The organism is Collinsella aerofaciens (assembly GCF_041537385.1).
GTDB lineage: Bacteria > Actinomycetota > Coriobacteriia > Coriobacteriales > Coriobacteriaceae > Collinsella > Collinsella aerofaciens_BV.
Genome location: NZ_JBGORS010000002.1, coordinates 346,005 through 362,936, shown reverse-complemented (window position 1 = coordinate 362,936; position 16,932 = coordinate 346,005). Strand labels below are relative to the sequence as shown.

At 61.3% G+C, this 16,932-nt stretch carries 13 protein-coding genes; 11 read left to right on the top strand and 2 right to left on the bottom strand.

The genetic code is table 11. From position 1 onward, the window contains the following. Positions 1–185: 185 nt before the first annotated feature. Positions 186–1,523 carry a prolyl oligopeptidase family serine peptidase gene (locus ACEG18_RS05000; RefSeq protein ID WP_372541548.1) on the bottom strand — a complete coding sequence of 446 codons (1,338 nt, stop codon included), beginning with the start codon at positions 1,521–1,523 and terminating at the stop codon, positions 186–188. Between the two features lie 490 nt (positions 1,524–2,013). On the opposite strand from ACEG18_RS05000, the gene ACEG18_RS04995 reads away from it, so the two are divergent. The 9 genes from ACEG18_RS04995 (at position 2,014) to ACEG18_RS04955 (ending at position 11,923) form a co-directional block, all read left to right on the top strand. Beyond that, positions 2,014–3,441 carry a PTS transporter subunit EIIC gene (locus ACEG18_RS04995; RefSeq protein WP_372541546.1) on the top strand — a complete coding sequence of 476 codons (1,428 nt, stop codon included), beginning with the start codon at positions 2,014–2,016 and terminating at the stop codon, positions 3,439–3,441. Between the two features lie 209 nt (positions 3,442–3,650). After that, a complete protein-coding gene (locus ACEG18_RS04990; protein WP_372541544.1) occupies positions 3,651–4,964 on the top strand; it encodes a glycoside hydrolase family 140 protein in 1,314 nt (437 codons plus the stop codon). A gap of 107 nt (positions 4,965–5,071) precedes the next feature. Beyond that, positions 5,072–5,260: a DUF5605 domain-containing protein gene (locus ACEG18_RS04985; RefSeq protein ID WP_118205848.1), complete on the top strand. Its 189-nt coding sequence runs from the start codon at positions 5,072–5,074 to the stop codon at positions 5,258–5,260. A gap of 111 nt (positions 5,261–5,371) precedes the next feature. After that, positions 5,372–6,283, top strand: a complete 912-nt coding sequence (locus ACEG18_RS04980) for an ROK family protein (RefSeq protein WP_099432503.1) — start codon at positions 5,372–5,374, stop codon at positions 6,281–6,283. 381 nt (positions 6,284–6,664) lie between these two features. Next, complete coding sequence (locus ACEG18_RS04975; protein ID WP_372541542.1) at positions 6,665–6,970, top strand: hypothetical protein; 306 nt, start codon at positions 6,665–6,667, stop codon at positions 6,968–6,970. Positions 6,971–6,991: 21 nt separating this feature from the next. Then, entirely contained in the window at positions 6,992–8,209 is a 1,218-nt protein-coding gene (locus ACEG18_RS04970; RefSeq protein ID WP_372541540.1) for a helix-turn-helix transcriptional regulator, read from the top strand. Between the two features lie 146 nt (positions 8,210–8,355). After that, entirely contained in the window at positions 8,356–8,805 is a 450-nt protein-coding gene (locus ACEG18_RS04965; RefSeq protein WP_372541538.1) for a hypothetical protein, read from the top strand. A gap of 20 nt (positions 8,806–8,825) precedes the next feature. After that, positions 8,826–11,201 (top strand): hypothetical protein, encoded by a 2,376-nt coding sequence (locus ACEG18_RS04960; RefSeq protein ID WP_372541536.1) that lies wholly within the window; start codon positions 8,826–8,828, stop codon positions 11,199–11,201. Between the two features lie 35 nt (positions 11,202–11,236). Further along, positions 11,237–11,923, top strand: coding sequence for a hypothetical protein (locus ACEG18_RS04955; RefSeq protein WP_099432508.1), 687 nt, complete (start codon positions 11,237–11,239; stop codon positions 11,921–11,923). 81 nt (positions 11,924–12,004) lie between these two features. Here ACEG18_RS04955 and mgtA read toward each other — a convergent pair whose 3' ends face one another. Next, a complete protein-coding gene (gene mgtA / locus ACEG18_RS04950; protein ID WP_372541534.1) occupies positions 12,005–14,773 on the bottom strand; it encodes a magnesium-translocating P-type ATPase in 2,769 nt (922 codons plus the stop codon). A gap of 436 nt (positions 14,774–15,209) precedes the next feature. Between mgtA and pyrE the strand changes: the two genes are divergently transcribed. Further along, positions 15,210–15,893, top strand: a complete 684-nt coding sequence (gene pyrE / locus ACEG18_RS04945) for an orotate phosphoribosyltransferase (protein ID WP_372541533.1) — start codon at positions 15,210–15,212, stop codon at positions 15,891–15,893. Positions 15,894–16,261: 368 nt separating this feature from the next. Beyond that, on the top strand, positions 16,262–16,882 hold the full coding sequence (locus ACEG18_RS04940) for a helix-turn-helix domain-containing protein (protein WP_372541531.1): 621 nt from the start codon (positions 16,262–16,264) through the stop codon (positions 16,880–16,882). The last annotated feature ends 50 nt before the right edge of the window (positions 16,883–16,932 follow it).

Here is a 16,932-nt window from a genome sequence, read left to right as displayed (position 1 = left end):
GCGGCCCGCCGGAAGCGGCCGACCAGCGTTTCGAACAACGTTAACTTAGGGGGCTCTGACCTTTAGTTTTGTAAACATTCCGCAGCGCGAGCCCCGCTTATCCGATGCTCCGAAGGAGCAGGATAAGCGGGGCTCATGCGCGAGGACGTTTACAAAACTAAAGGTCAGAGCCCCCGATGGGATGGTTACCTCGAAACCCTGGCCGACCACTCCCAGCAGCCCACCGGCTCGCCGTCGATGAGTACGTTGCCCCCGTCGAAGTCTTGATAACACAGGTCATTGAATTGGTGGATCCACACGCCGTGGTTGAACGTCTTCTTGGCCGAGCCGTCGGCTTCGCGATACACGCCGGTCAGGTCCTCGACATGGCTAAAGTAGGTGAGGTGCACGTTGGCGCCGGTATCGCGCAGGCGCGCCGTGAGCGGCAGCACGGTCTGTTGCGGTGACACAAGCTCGTCGCCCTTGGAGTGCGTAAACCACAGCGGCGTCTTGGCGAGCGCGGCCACGTCCTCGTCCGTGGCGTTGTACCACGGGGCGCAGCAGGGAAGGCCCGCGGCGAAGAAATCGGGGTAGTCGGCGCACAGGCGCAGGGTCATAAAGCCGCCGTTGGAAAGACCGGCGACCACGATGCGGTCGGTGTCGATGCGGCCGGCATGCTCGGCGACAAACTCGTCGATAAGCGCCTTGAGCACGGAGGAGTAGATGCTCTGGTTGGAGCGACCGAGTTGCTCGACGCCGTTGTCCATCCAAAACGTGGGCGACTGCGGCACGAGCACCCAGGCAAAGCCGCCAAAGTAGCGCTGGATCTGCGCCTGGCTAATGGCCGTCACGCGGTTGCCGATATAGGCGCGCGTGGCGCCTTCGCCTTGCGTGGCGCCCTTGCCCTCGCCGGCGCCGTGCAGATACACCACGAGCGGTGCCTTTTGGGGCACGACCGTTGCCTCGGGCGCAAAGGGGTTGAAGCATGCCGAGTCCTCTGCCTTAAAGCTGGGCTCAAAGAAGCCGTACTCGAGTGCGATGCCATTGACGGCGGTCTTTTGTACGGCATTGCTCCAGCCTTTGAGCGCGGGGCAGATATCGCCACGGCAGGTGTCGAAGATCAGACCGCAGGTGGGATCGTCGCCGTCGTTGCCGGGAAGAGCCGTGAGCTGCGTGATGCGCAGCTGGTCATCGAGCATGCGAGAGCCCATGACGCCGCCTTCGATCTTTTTGGTCAGGCGCTGCTCGGCGACCTCGAGCGCCACATGGGTGCCCACGGCGAGCTTACGTCCGTTCTCGTCGCACGGATATGCGGCCAGAATGTCGATGTAACCCACGGAGGGCGCGGCATGGTCGGCGCCGCGCTCCTTGCGCATCAGAACTTCGCCCGAGCGTTCGTGACGCTCTACATATATATGGAAGCTGTTCGCGTCGATGTCGTTGGCGCGCACGGTGCAGGGCAGGTCGAGTACGACCTTGCTGATCCAGGGGCCAAAGTCGCCCAAGGTGGTGACGGTTGCGTAGGTACACAATTTGAGCTCCATGAGCTGCCTCCCTTACGCCGCGAATGCCTGGCATCTGCGGCAATACAAACTAAACATGTTTAGTGTAATCTAGAATTGAAGAATAGCCAGATGAACTCGGTAAACGGCAAAATTGAACACGTCGTGAGCTACTAACCATATGTTTACTAGCTTCTAGCAGGGATTCTGTTGATGAGTTAACAGATCAGTGAGGTGTTCATCAAAATAAAATCCCACGTAAATGGCTATATATCAATAGAGGGTCAAAGAGACCATTTCCCGCCATTCAAATACGTTCACCCCCGATTTCCTACCGTTCACCGGACTGTAGACGGCAAAATTGCCACAAATATGGCGCTCCGTGTAAACTAAAGCCCGTAAACGTTCAGTAAACACCTTGTTTACAAAAGCGTATCCAAGGGTCCGGCAACCGTAAGGGGTTATAGTCGCCGGGCCAAAGGCGTGCCTAAGCCCAAGGGGGCTGGCACACGATGATATGGGGAGGGGTCCCATGGCAGTAGATAACAAACAGATTGCCACCGATGTCCTCGAGCTCGTGGGCGGTGCGGAGAATGTTACCGTCGCCACCAACTGCATGACGCGCCTGCGTCTGACGCTCAAGGATAACGGCAAGGCCGATGTGGAGAAGATCAAGAAGGTCAAGGGTGTTCTGGGTTGCCAGTTCGCCGGCAGCCAGCTCCAGGTCATCATCGGCCAGAACGTGCCCAAGGTGCTTGCCGAGTTCGTCGCCATGTCCGGCGTCAAGCAGGGTGTCGCCGTTGACGAGAACCTCGATGCTCCCAAGGAGAAATTCGAGCTCAAGAACCTGCCCAATATCATCCTCGACTACCTGTCGGGCTCCATGACCCAGCTGATCCCGCTGCTCATGGCCGGCGGTCTGTTCCGCACCATCGCCGCGGTCCTCGGTCCCACCATGCTCGGCGTTCTCTCCGATACCGATCCGACCTACACGTTCCTCTACACCACCCTGTACGAGGCCACGTTTACCTTTATCCCCATCTACCTGGGCTATGCCGCCGCTAAGAAGCTCGGCGCCTCTCCGGTTCTGGGCATGCTCCTCGGCGGCGCTCTCATGGCCCCGTCCGTCGTGAGTGTCGCGACTCAGGAGGGTGGCGGAATCATCTCCGTCTACGGCATCCAGATCGCCGCTGCCAACTACCAGCAGTCCGTCCTGCCGATCATCCTCTCGGTGCCCGTCCTCTACTTCATCGAGAAGTTCTTTAAGAAGGTCATGCCCGACGTGCTGTCCACGGTCTTCACGCCGTTCTGCACCATGATCGTCACCATCCCCATCGCCTTCATCGTCCTTGCACCGATCGGCAACGAGATCGGCAGCCTCATCGCCAACGCCCTCTTTGGCCTTGCTGACCTTGGCGGTATCGGTATCCTGATCGTCATGGCCATCCTCGGCGCCTTCTGGCAGCTCTTCGTGGTCTGCGGCATGCACATGCCCGTCATCCTGCTCGCTCAGGTTCAGATCATCGCTGCCGGCTACGATCCCTTCGTCTTCGTTTCCACCAACTGCGCTATGGCCGCCGTCTGGGGCTGCGCCTTCGGTGCCTTCCTCAAGATGAAGAACCCCGACGAGAAGTCTCTCGCCATCGGTTACGTCATCTCCGCCATCGCCGGCGGCGTCACCGAGCCCGCGCTCTTCGGTATCCTCATGCGCTTCCGTCGCACCATGCTTGGCATGTTCATCGGCGGTGCCATCGGCGCTGTGTTCTCCGGCCTCATGGGTGTTACCTACTACCTGGCCGGCGGCGCCTCCAACTTCCTGGTCTTCACCAACTACCTGCAGGGTGGCCAGATGAACACCGTCTGGGCTATCGTCGGTATGGCAATCTCCTTTGTCATCGCCGCTGCCGTCGTCTTTGCCACTGGCTTCTCCAAGGAGGAGCTCGCCGAGATGGAGGCCTAAGGGCAAACCATTCGGACGCATACGACCTTACCTACACGACAGGGCCTCGTCAGGCGCAAGCCCGACGGGGCCCTTCTTACAAGGTAGACTGATTAGGGCGCGTGGCGCCTACTCGCCGGGGCTTGCTAAGCGCCAGGTGCTTTCGCGCGGGGTTACCGCGAAAGAATCTGCCGGTTCGCAACTCCTTTATCAGACGAAAGGACATGCAGATGAGTTTGGGAAAGCTGACCGTTAACGGTCGCCAGGACGGCTTTTTGTGCGAGGGCAAACCGTTCTTTTGGTTTGCCGATACGTGCTGGAGCGCGTTTACGAGCATTACCGAGGCCGATTGGGACTACTATCTGACCCGTCGCGCCGAGCAGGGCATGAACGTGCTGCAGATCAACACACTGCCGCAGTGGGATCGCTGCTGCCCCGATCTGGGCATTTGGCCCTATGCCAGCGAGGACGGCGTGCATTTTGATTGGTCCCGCCCCAACCAGGCGTACTGGGATCGCGCCGCCGCCATGTGCCGCGCTGCCGTCGAGCACGGCATTCGTCCGGCACTCGTGCTTATGTGGTGCAACTACGTGCCCGGCACCTGGGGCGCCAAGATTGCCGAGCGTTGCGGCGCCGAGGCTATGCCGCGCGAGGAGGTCCGTGCCCACGTTGCCCGCGTCGTCGAGAACCTGGGCGAGTTCGACCCCGTTTACGTGGTGACGGGCGATACCGACTTTGCCGGTGACGAGGCGATCGCCTATTACGAGGATGCCCTCGACGAAGTCGTCAAGCGCGCGCCCGAGGCGTTGCGCACTATGCATATCAACCGCGGCAACCGCACCATTCCGGCACAGTACCTGGACCGCCTGGACTTTTACATGTTCCAACCCGGCCACAACTACGAGGGCCAGCCCGAGGCCTGGCGCCTGCCGCAGGACTTTATCGCCAACTATCCCAAAAAGCCGATGGTCAACTCCGAGCCCTGTTACGAGCAGATGGGTGCCTCGCGCAACGTGTACTGGCGCTTCACCGCGCAGGACTGCCGCGCGAGCGTATGGTCGTCGATTCTTGCCGGCGCCAGTGCCGGCGTAACTTACGGCGCACACGGCGTTTGGAACTGGCAGACATCGCGCAGCCAAGGCTCGGTGCTGGGCGAGGGCTTCGACATGCCGTTCCGCTGGCAAGAGTGCCTGCAGTTTGCGGGCGTGTGGGACTTTGGCGCGATTGAGCATGTGCTTGCCGGCCTGGGTGCCACGGCTGCCGACGACGCGCTTGCCGTGGTTCCGGCGCAGGAGCTCCTCGATGACGCGCGCGAGGCCATTCGTGTGGCGCGCGTTGGCGATCGCGTCGTCACGTACCTGCCGCGCACCACGGCGCTCAAGTTTAAGCTCGACGGCGCGCGCGGCTGGACGGCGACGGTCCTCGACATGGAGGACAAGCGCATCGCCAAGCTGCCCGTCCGCGATAACGGTGACGGCACCGTGCGCGTGGCTCAGCATCCCTTTGAGCACGACGCGCTGGTGATCCTGGCCCCCGGGCGCTAACGGCTCTTCTCCAACATTTACAACCCAGTCCCTTTCATTAGGCTGCGACGGAATGCTTCCTGCATGACGGCTTTAAGCTGCCAAGGGGAGCCATTCCGCCACGCTCATTGGGGACGTACTTAAATGAGTGGTCTCGTGAGTTTGAGGGCGAGTCGGGCGCTCGATACAAGGTGAGTGTCGTGGACACATGGGGCATGACGGAGGAGGAGCTTCCCGGAACCTTTGAGGGCAAGTTCCGCATCGATCTCCCAAGTAAGCAGTATATGATGCTTCGCCTGACCAAATTAGAGGTGTAAAACAGAGATAATCGGCTCCGGGCGTGACTTGCTGCACGACCATCGCAGGGGGGTAGCCCCTGTGATGGTCGCGGCGATGCGCGTCCGGGGCTACGCTTGTAAGGAGTGAACATGCAGGAGTTTTTTGGAATCGATGTGGGCGGTACGGCCGTTAAATGGGCTGTGCTGGGCGAGGATTTTTCCATCCGCGAGCGCGGAAGCCTGCCGACGGGCTTTACCACGGCTGAGGAGACGGTCGCGGCGCTGATCTCGCTCGTCGAGCCGTATCGCGAGCGCGTGAGCGCCGTGGGCGTGAGTGCGCCCGGCGGCATCTACGAGGGAGATGTCACAGGAACGATCCATCGCGGTGGTGCGCTCACGTTTATGGATGGCTGTCCGCTCGGAAAGCTCATGCGCGAGGCACTGGGGGTGCCGATTGCCGTCAATAACGACGGTAAGTGCTGTGCACTCGGTGAGTATGCGGCTGGCGCTCTGCGCGGGACGCGTTTTGGCGTGGTGCTCGCTATCGGCACGGGCATCGGCGGCGGTATCGTCATCGACGGCAAGGTCCTGCGCGGCGCGCACTGCTTTGCAGGCGAGTTCAGCTTCTTGCGCAACGATGTCACGACTGCGGCGAACATGGGAAACTCCTTTGCCGATTCGGGCGGTTGGCGTGCGCTCCGCGATGCTGCCGTTGCCGAGAAGGGCCTGCCTGCGGGTTCTCCGGTGGACGGCCGCCGCGTCTTTGAGTGGATCGCGAGTGGTGACATGGCGGCGCAGCGCGCACTCGACCGCTACGCTCGCGCCTTTGACGGACAGCTCATCAACCTGCAGGCCGTGCTCGACCCCGAGGTCTTTGTGATCGCAGGCGGCATCTCGTGCCATCCCGAGCTCGTTGATGCCCTGCGTGCGCAGATGCCGCTGGCCCTCGCGAGTTATGAAGGGACCCTTGCCGGCATTCCTGTGCCGCAGATAAAGGCGGCCGAGCTCGGCAACGACGCCAACCTTTACGGTGCCGTCCAGGAGGCCATACGCCTGGTGTAGCGCATTGGACATAATCATTGGGGACGTTCTTGTTTGACTAGTCGTTTAAGAACGTCCCCAATGACTACCCACAGAATGAGAGTGGATAATCTCCCGTTTTTGGCCTGCATGCGGGCTCAAAGTGGGAGATTATCCACTCTCGTCATTTGATTGGCACTTGCGGCACTTGCACTCATTGGGGACGTACTTAAATGAGTGACAGTTGGGGACACTCCTTGCCGAGCTAGAGACCGCGCGCCCCTTCTGGGTCATGCGGCTCAAAATCGCGGCGTCATGCGGACGGCTGGGGTCGAATTTACAGTATTTCGAGCTCGGCTTCGATATTGAGATTGGTTCTTTATTAAAATGGTGTTCCGGACAACAAAGCGGGTGGGGGTTACCATGAGGGACCTGGGAGACACAACCGCATATTTGCGCCGGGGCATGCGGGAGATTCTGTGCCTAGCGCTGTTCTTCTTCACGTTTTTGGCGTGCGAGTATCTCTTTGATGCGCGCATGGTCGAGTTCGTGCCATCGAGTGAGGTCGTCATCTACGAGAGCATCGTTGTCGGCGCGAGCGTGATTGGCTTTTTCGTGCGCCCATTTCTGTACTATCGCTGTCCCCAGACGATCGATGCGACGAGCGATATTACGGGCGTGCTGTTGGTATCGGCGTTGCTGCTGATGATTATGGCAGTGCGGTTTTAGGTAGTAATTGCCGGCGGCCTGGTGGCGTGCTGCGCCCTGGGCTATTGCGGATCGACCGCCCATGCCAATCTTGCGCGGCGTTTTGCGCAGACGCCCTGCCTGGCGCGCGCCGTGGCGGTTTCCTATGCTGTGGGCATTTTGGTGCAGGTGCTCAACCATATGGTGATGCCTGCGGGCATTCCCCAGCAGTCTGTTCTCATTGCCTGTGCGATTGCGCTGGTGGGGCTGCTTCACGGTGTCCGCCGCGCTAAATTGCGTGATGAGCCTGCGCCCGAGTTCGAGGTCGAGATTGCCGAGCTATCGGTCGATGCGTCGGAGCGTGGCGCCAGGTGGCACGATGACCCCGAGGCAAAGGCGGCCTTTCAGGGTGCCGTGGTGCGTCTGACGGTGGCGACCGCTTGCCTCACCGGCGTGTTCGCGGCCCTCAATGCCGGCCTTACGACCTCGCATGCCGCTGGCGCTATCGACCTGGGCGACTGGCCGCGCTTGCTGCTGGTTGTGAGCGCCCTTGCCGCCGGCGTCCTGTATGACCTGCGTGGGCGTTCGTATATGAATATCATCATGACGTGCGCCGCCATGCTGTCCACGCTCTCGTTCTTTGTGCTTATCACCGATGGCAACGGTGGCAACACGCTTGCCGCCACGATTATCTTTTACCTTGGCACGGGCTTTTTCGTGGTGTTCTTCACCACGAAGTTCGCCGCGATTTCGATGTATGCCCGCTGGGCGTATCTGTGGCCGTGCATGGGCCGTGTTATCAACAACGTTTGCTCGATGCTCGTGACGGCTCCGGCGGTGGCGATTATCTCGAGTCAAAACGTGCTGGCGGCAGTGAGCGTCGTGCTCGTGCTGTTTGTCGGCATCGCGATTTCGCTGTTGGGACAGTTTGGACAAGACGGTGAGGGCGAGGCGACGCACGGCGGGCTGGCGCTTGCCACCGACGATCTTGGCGTGAGCTGTGAGCCCGGCCAGGCCGACACGGTGCCCCTGGAGGCGCCGGAGCTTTCGTTTGACGATCGGCTCGATGGCTTCGTTGCCGCCTTTGGGCTCACCAAGCGCGAGCGCGATGTTCTGGAGGCGCTGGTCGTTTCGGACGACAGCGTGCAGGACGTGGCGGCGGCACTCTTCCTTTCGCGCTTCACACTCTATCGCCACATCGCTTCGATCAACAAAAAGACCGGTGCCTCCTCGCGCGTAGCCCTCATCAACTTCTTCTGGTCCTGGACACCCCAAGACTAGCTAACCACCACAAAGGTGACAGGCACCTTTGTGGTGGTTTTTTACCTGCAAAAATATGAATATGAGACATTTGTCACCTGCCGTTTTGGTGCTCAAAGGCATATGAATGTGATGCTGAGCAGAGCAGAACGGAGGGGGGTGCACCTATGGCGTCTCGGGATTGCGCGTCTAATAAAATTGCGGGCGCGCTTATCGCCGTGGTGGTCTTTGCCGCGGCGGTGACACTCTTGCGAGTTTACGTTGCCGGCGACCATGGCGCTCAGGGAAAGACTGCCGCGCAAGTGTCGCTCAACGATTGCGCTGCCGTTCCGGTGGCGGTCAAGCTTATCGAGGACGGGGAGGCGCGGACGGTCTATGAGACCGACGATGCCGAACTGGTCGCATCGACTTTTGCTGTGCTCGATGGCTGCACCGTGGGGGATGCGGTGGATGAGCGGACGAGCGATGCCGGCCGAACGCTCGTCTTTGTCTATACGGATGGCTCGGAGCAATCGGTGGAACTTGAGGGCAAAAACATCGTGCTCGATAAGACGGCGTACCGACTTAACGGTGCCGATGAGTTATGGCGGCAGCTTGCCGCGATCAAAAACAGCTAACGAAATTAGGGGTGTACGGGATGAGTGACTTGAGATTCTGCCCAGCGTGTGGGGCGCAGCTGCCTCGGGTCGCCGGCGTGACGGTGCGATTTTGCCCGGGGTGCGGCGTCCGACTTGAGGGCGTTGTGGGCTGCTCGGGCGCCGTGGGGGCTACAGATGGGGCGACTGCCGATGACGATGCGGACGAAGGCGGCGACCCGAGTGTGGACGCGCCGGCCGATGCGTCGGTGGAGACTGCCGGCGCCGCGTCGTCGTCTCGTGACGCGGCCACGACGGATATGCCTCACATCGGTGACCTTGAGCTTCATGCCGCATGCGATACCTCCGGCGGCCAGGCACTCGCGCAGGTGGCGCTGCCGCGGGGCTGGCATATCGAAGAGGCGCATCTTGAGCGCAGCGGCAGTTTCGACTGCCCGATTTCGGTTGGCGTGACGGCGGCGGGTCCGATGGGTGAGCGGATTGTGTACCGCTCCGAGCTCTGCTACGTGGATGCGGGCGCCGTTGCCAAGCGTATCCCCACGCAAACCGAACGCAAGGTGTTTGTGCACGTGGAGGCAGCTTGCGACGAGCTGGCTCAGGCCTGTGCGGCACGGCTGGGCGCGCGGGCAGAGGTTGTTGCCGAGCAACCGTACCCATCGAGCGCGGCGGTCGATATCGAGCGCGAGCGTGCCCGCGTAAAGCGCGAGGCGGCAAACGACTTTGCGATCCAGGGCTTTTCGATGGAGCCGAGTGATGTGGTCTATGAGTGCCGCATGCGTCGATATCGGCTCACGGGCGCTCCGGTGCCCACCGAGCTCGCGGTGGCGGCCAAAGTCGAGGGCTATATGTTTTCAATCGGCGGTGTCGCGGGTTCTATGGGCAAAGGTGTTGCCGCTGGGGCCGAGGCGCTGCTGGGCGCGGGCCTTTCGAGTGGACTGATCGGCGGTGTTTTGGGCAAGCGCCTGCGCGAGCGCCAGGCGGCGGCAGCGGCGGGACAGGGCGTCGCGCAAGAACAGCCTACGGGTCGAGGCGGTTGCCCGGACGGAGCGTCGTTCGAGTTGGGCGCGGCCGACCTGCTGCAGTGGCGTATCAGGGACAGCTTCTGTTTGGTTGCGCCAGAAGATTGCCTGGACGAGGCGGCTTCCACGGCGCTTGCATCAATGGCGTCGACTCTGCGGCTCAATCCGGCGATTGCACGCGAAGCGTCAGCTCAAAAGCAACAGATGGTGCTTGAGCAGCGCCAACGCACGCAGATGAACATTGCCCAGCAGCAACAGCAGTTTGCAGCCTGGCAACAGATGCATGCCTCGCAACAGGCGGCGTTCGACAGCTACCAGCAGGCGTGGTTCGATCGCAGCGACCGTCAGCACGCCGCGGATATGGCTGCCAGCGCCGCCAATTTTTCCAGCGCGGGCGTGGGGACGGGCGCCGCCTCGTATTCCGATGCCATTCGCGGGGTCAACCATTACACCAGACCCGACGGCACCGATGTCGAGGTCTCGGTGATGGCCGACCAGGCCTGGGTCAACGGTTCGGGCGATGTGATCGGTACACGCGATGGTTTTGAACCCGGTTTTGCTGGACGGAACTGCCTCGTCAATAGCGTGGGGTGGCTTATGTGTGAATCGATGCCGGGTGTGTTTCTCGGCATTGTGCTAAAGAACGGGAAAGGAACAATGATGAGGGAGACGGTACTTTCGCGCACGGCATTTGTCGCGGCGGCGGGAACGGCGCTGCTGACGCTTGTGGGGTGCGGCGGACAGCGGACGCAGGATGCGACGGGTTTTAACGACGACCGCCCGGTAAAGGACAAGATGGACGCGGGCGCGACGTCGGGCGATTCCGGCGACGCGGACAGCGGCTCGGCGGATGCGTTCGATACGTGGTCGGATGATTGCTGGGATGCGCACTGCAACATCAGCATCGCGGCGCTCCTCGAGCTTAAGGGCTGGCAGTTGCAGGAGTTTGCCTCGCAGCAGGGCTATACCTGGCAAGACGCGCTCGAGATGTACGAGGACGAGGCGGGACACGTGCTCAGCGTCTGCAATATCAGCAAGGACGGCGCGACCGAATGGCTCGGCGAGGACGAAATCGGAAAGCTCGACAAGGGCGGCACCGGAAGCACCGTGATGTTCACGCTGCAACTTTCGGGCTATTCGAGCTGCGAGGATGTTATCGCGGGCTTTTCCGTGCCGGTCGAGGACCGGGCGCAGATTACTTCGGGCTCATGGATCGCATGCGTATACGGTTCCAACATGGCGCGGCACGTTGCCATGGTGAGCCCGATGGAAAACGGTGACTACCGTTTGGATCTTATTACCGAGGAGGCTATCAAGACCGGTAGGTTTACCCAGGGCGGCGGTGCTCCGACGATAGACGAATTTTGGCAGGAAAAGACTGGACGCGCACTCGGCTAGGTGCGACGTGACCAATACCATAGCGAGGAACGAACATGATGAACGAAGTGACGATGAACCGTGCGGCCTTTGTGGCAGGCGCGGGTGCGCTGGCTTGTGCGCTGGCTGGCTGCTCGGGCGGATTGGGCGGCGCGGGCGGTGCCAAGAAGGCGACCACGGCGGACGCCGCCTGTGTAGACGACAACGCCAACGTGACGGTCTATGCTGCGATCAACTTGGACGGCGCCGACCTGGTGCGCCTGCTCAAGCATCAAAACTATGAGTGGCAAGGCGAGAGCGTGGGCTACGGTGCCGCCGATGACGCGGGACTTTTCGCTTTTACCTTTTCTAAGATTTCGGATGACGTGGACGAACTTGCGAACAGCGCGATACCGCTTTCGGAGTCCGAGTACGAGGAACTTGAGCCGGGCGGCGGAGACGATAGCGTGGCGATTTTGCTCTCGGTGGGCGGCTATACGACGGGCGATCGTGCGCTCACCGGCGCAATCGGCGATGCGGCGATAGTGCAGGAGAAGTGCACAATCGACGATTCCGTGTATTGGCTGGTCAAGGCGCTCGACGGCAGCCGTTACGTGATTTCGGCCTACGACACCGAAGATGATGGCGACAGCGCGCATGACATCTATATCTATAGTGAGTCTTTTATTCACACCGGTTATCTGAGCGGCGGCGACCAAATCGATATTGACGAACTCTGGAGCCGCCTGACCAATGCCTCGTAGCGCACCAAAACCACCATAAAGTGGACAGGCACCTTTGTGGTGGTTTTGCCCTTGGGCTGTCTACTGTGGCGGCTCACCGTGCTAAAGCAGCTCGCCGTGGCGGGCGATGTAGCGGCGCTTGGCCAGTTGGGTGAGCGCGATGTAGGCGGCGACAATGCCGATGAGCAGCGCGAAGAAGATTGGCGGCAGCGGCATGAGACCCAGCGCATCGGCGATGGGGCTTGCCGGCAGCCAGGTGACGAGCACCAGGCCCAGCACGGTGAGGAGGCACAGCGCGGGCGCGGCGTGGTCGCGCGGGCGTGGCAGGCGCGGGGAGCGCAGCATGTGGACCACGAGCGTCTGCGACCACATGGACTCGACAAACCAACCGCTCTGGAAGAGCGCCGTAAAGGCCGCCATGCCTGCGACGTCGCCTACAGCGGCAAGCTCTGCCCAGCTTGCGCCCACGGCGGCGGGGCACACCACAAAGAAGAGCGCGGCGAAGGTCACGATATCAAACAGTGAGCTCACGGGACCCAACTCGAGCATAAAGCCCTGAATGGACGCGGCATCCCAGGCGCGCGGACGGGCAGTCCAGGCGTCATCGACGGTGTCCCACGGCAGCGCGATGCACACGATCTCGTAGACCAGCGACAGCAGCACTAACTGCAGAGCGCTCATGGGCAAGAATGGCAAGAACAGGCTCGCGACGGTCACGGATAGCACGTTGCCAAAGTTGGAGCTCACCGTGGTCTTGAGGTACTTGAGCAGGTTGCCGTAGGTGCGGCGGCCTTCGATGATGCCGCGCTCGAGCACGCCCAGGTCCTTCTGGAGCAAGATGATGTCGGCGGATTCCTTGGCGATGTCGACGGCCGAATCGACCGAGATGCCGCAGTCGCTCGCACGCATGGCGGCGGCGTCGTTGATGCCGTCGCCCATAAAGCCCACAGTGTGGTCGAGCAGCTCGCGCATGACGCGCACCAGGCGCGCCTTCTGCAGCGGCGAGAGCTTGGCGAAGAGGTAGGTGTTCTCGGCGCGCTCGGCAAGCTCGGCGTCGTCGAGCGCATCGATCTCGGAGCCGAGCAAGACGTTGCTCGCGTCGATGCCGATCTGCTCGCAGACGGTGGCGGCGACACGGTCGTTGTCGCCGGTCAGGACCTTAACGGCTACGCCCTTGGCCTCGAGGGTGGCGACGGCGCCCGCGGCACTTGCTTTGGGTGGATCGAGGAAGGCCAAAAAGCCCATCAGCACCATGTCGCACTCGTCGGCGATGCCAAACTCGCCCACGCAGCGCGGATTGGTCTTCTGCGCCACGGCAATCACGCGCAGGCCCTCGGCATTGAGCCCGGCGACCTGCTTGCGAATCTGGGCGAGCTTATCTTCGGTGAGCGGCTGGGCGGCACCATCGACCTCGACAAAGGAGCAGATCTCGAGCATTTCCTCGGCAGCTCCCTTGGTCACCATCTGGGTTTTACCTTGGGCGTCGGCGACAACTACGCTCAGGCGACGGCGCGAGAAATCGAAGGGCACCTCGTCGACCTTGGTATAGCGGTCGCGCAGGCTCTGGCCCAGCATGGAATCGGGTGCTGCGGCCGAGGGCGTCACATCGGCACGGTCGATGACGGCCAGGTCGATAAGGTTTTTGAGGCCGGTCTGGAAGAAGCTGTTCAAAAACGCATGGCGCAGCACGCGCGCATCCTCGTTGCCGTCGGTGTTGAGGTAGCGCTCGAGCACGATGCGGTCTTCGGTGAGGGTGCCGGTCTTGTCGCAGCACAGGACGTCCATCGCGCCGAGGTTTTGGATCGCCGGCAGCTCCTTGACGATAACCTGGCAACGGGCGAGGTCCTTGGCGCCCTGCGACAGGCTCGTGGTCACGATGACGGGGAGCATCTGCGGCGTGATGCCCACGGCCACGCTCGTGGCGAACAGCAGCGCGTCGATGACGTTGCCCTTGGTGGCAGCGTTGATGGCAAAGACGGCCGGCGCCATAACGAGCATGAGGCGTACGAGCAGCATGGAGACGCTCGAGACGCCGCGGTCAAACGCGCTCTTCTCGCCGCGCCCGTTGAGCATCTTGGCGATGCCGCCCAGGTAGGTGTCCGAGCCGGTGGCGACGACAAGCGCCATGGCGGTGCCGTTTTGCACGGAGGTGCCGGTAAAGACGATGTTCTTGCAGGCAGAGAGCGGCAGCGCGGAGCCGTCGGCACCCTCGACGACCGCGGCGGCAGCGGTCTTCTCGACGGCCTCGCTCTCGCCGGTGAGTGCGGACTCGATCACAAACAGGTCGCGCGCGGTGATGATGCGGGCATCGGCCGGCACCATGTCGCCGGCAGAGAGGCGGATTACATCGCCGGGGACGAGCTCGTCGAAGGGAATCTCGATGCGCTCGCCGTCACGCAGGGCACAGCAGGTGTTGGAGACCAGGTCCTTGAGGGCCTCGGCCGCATTGCCGCTGCGGGCTTCCTGGATAAACTTCATGCCGCCCGATACCAGCAGCATGATGCCGATGACGATGACCGTGGAGGGGTCGCGCTGCGGCTCGGGCACGGCGAGCACGTCGATGTAGAGCGAGACCAGTGCGAGCGCGGCGAGGATGCCGGCGAAGGGATCGATGAATGCGTCGGCGATGCGGCGGGCGAGCGTCTTGGTCGGCGCCTCGATGGTGTTGGGGCCGACCGCGCTCAGGCGCTCGGCGGCGTGCTCGGCGGTGAGGCCGTCTGCCGTGGCATCGAGCAGCACGAGGGCGTCCTCGGCGCTATGGGTGGCGGCGAAGACGGTGTTCTTGGACATGCCGGTGTGAGCGGCGGGGCGCGCCGTGCGGCGGCGCTTGGAGATGGCTTCGAGTACCGTAGCGGTTTTGAGCATCAGCATAGGGTCCTCCTTGTTGAAGGGAGTTAGCGTACGTGTCGTATTTGCTTCAAAAAACCTAGATGTCGCTCACGTCAAGCTTGCGAACCGCCACAAAGGGGACGGGCACCTTTGTGGTGGTTTTGACGGCCGGCTGTTGGCGCTTATGCGTGTGCGGAATCCTCGCGGCGTGCCGAGGGCGACATGCAGGTTTTTCGACTATGACTGCCTTCCATGGCACACCTCCTTAAGGCCGGGCGCTGCGCGCTTTGGGTATCTCGTACCCGTTTCAATCCGCCCGTATTCTTGATGAGGGGGTTTGTCGTGTCAACCCCATTGTTCGGAAAACCATCGCCCCTGACAAAGCCTTTACAGAATGCCGTGGCTTCAAAGCGCGCCCGCAACGCGCCCTGCCTGCGCTAAACTGGAAGGCACGTACGCGATTACGAGAGGAGCCCGCATGGAGGCTTACAAGCAAGAGTTCATCAAGTTCATGGTCGAGTCCGACGTCCTTAAGTTCGGCAGCTTTACGCTCAAGAGCGGCCGTCAGTCCCCGTTCTTTATGAACGCCGGCGCTTACGTGACGGGCTACCAGCTCAAGAAGCTGGGCGAGTATTACGCCCAGGCAATCCACGATAACTTTGGCGACGACTTTGACGTGCTGTTTGGACCGGCCTACAAGGGTATTCCGCTGGCCGTCGTGACCGCCATTGCCTACCACGAGCTGTACGGCAAGGAGGTCAAGTACTGCTGCGATCGCAAGGAGGCCAAGGACCACGGCGCCGACAAGGGCAACCTGCTGGGCTACGAGCCCCAGGACGGCGACCGCGTGGTCATGGTCGAGGACGTCACCACCAGCGGTAAGTCCATCGACGAGACCTATCCCAAAGTCAAGGCGGCTGCCGGTGTCGAGATCAAGGGCCTCATCGTGTCTCTCAACCGCATGGAGGTCGGCAAGGGTGGCGTGACCACCGCTCAGAAGGAGATCGAGGCCAAGTACGGTTTCCCCGTCGCGAGCATCGTCTCCATGGCCGAGGTCGTCGAGACCCTCTACAACCACGAGATCGACGGCAAGGTCGTCATCGATGACGAGCTCAAGGCCGCTATCGACGCCTACTACGAGCAGTACGGAGCTCGGGAGTAGTTACGCGGGTTTACCAACCCGCGTAACGGCTCGACGCTGCAAACCCGCCAGAGCGGCAATCTGCCTTTCAACTTCGGCGGCATGATCGAAAGATCAATGCCGCCTCGTTTCAAGGCACCTTGCTCGCTCTGGCGGGTTTTCGCTGTCGTTGCCAAAACATCGGCGTTGCCTTGGTAGTCATTGGGGACAGACATAAATGAGTAGTCATTGGGGACGTTCTTAAATGACTACTCAGGATGAGCGTCCAAAAATCCGCGCTCGTTCGATTGGCGCATGTCTACGCAGCGTAGGTTGTCGAGCCTGGCCTTCAAATGGATACTGACTGTCGAACCGGTTCACTCCATTTCTTCAATTTGATTGGACAGCCCATGAACCAGACACGGCAAACCAATGCCTCCCATACTTTTTTGGCAGCGCATGCCATCAAGCAGCTGCGCGAAGAGCGCGGCCTCACCCAGCGCACCCTGGCGGAAAGCCTTGGCGTGACCGATAAAGCCGTCAGCAAGTGGGAATCCGGCCGCGGCCTTCCCGACATTTCCCTCGTTGAGCCTTTGGCCCAGAGACTCGGCATAAGCGTGGCCGAGCTTTTGGCTGGTGACATTCGGGCCAACGCCAACCGTGCAGGCAATATGCTCAAAGGCGTCTTTTACGTTTGCCCTATCTGCGGAAACGTTGTGCACGCGCTCGGAGAAGGCAGCTTTAGCTGCTGTGGCTCCACGATGTTTCCCCAGGAGGCCGAAGAGCCGGACACGGACCACGCCTTTTCCATCGAGCGCATCGAGGACGATTGGTACGTCACGCTCGATCATCCCATGACCAAGGATCACTACATTAGCTTTGTGGCATATGCGACTATGGACGGCATCTGCTTTAAGAAGCTCTATCCAGAGCAATCGGTGCAGCCGCGCTTCCATATTACCGGGCGCGGCAGGATATATCTTTACTGCAACCAACACGGACTCTTTACGTCGCTGACGCCTCGCAAATAACGGCTGTCTATCCGCCCTCCTCATGCGTTCCCAGGGGACCCAAAATGAGC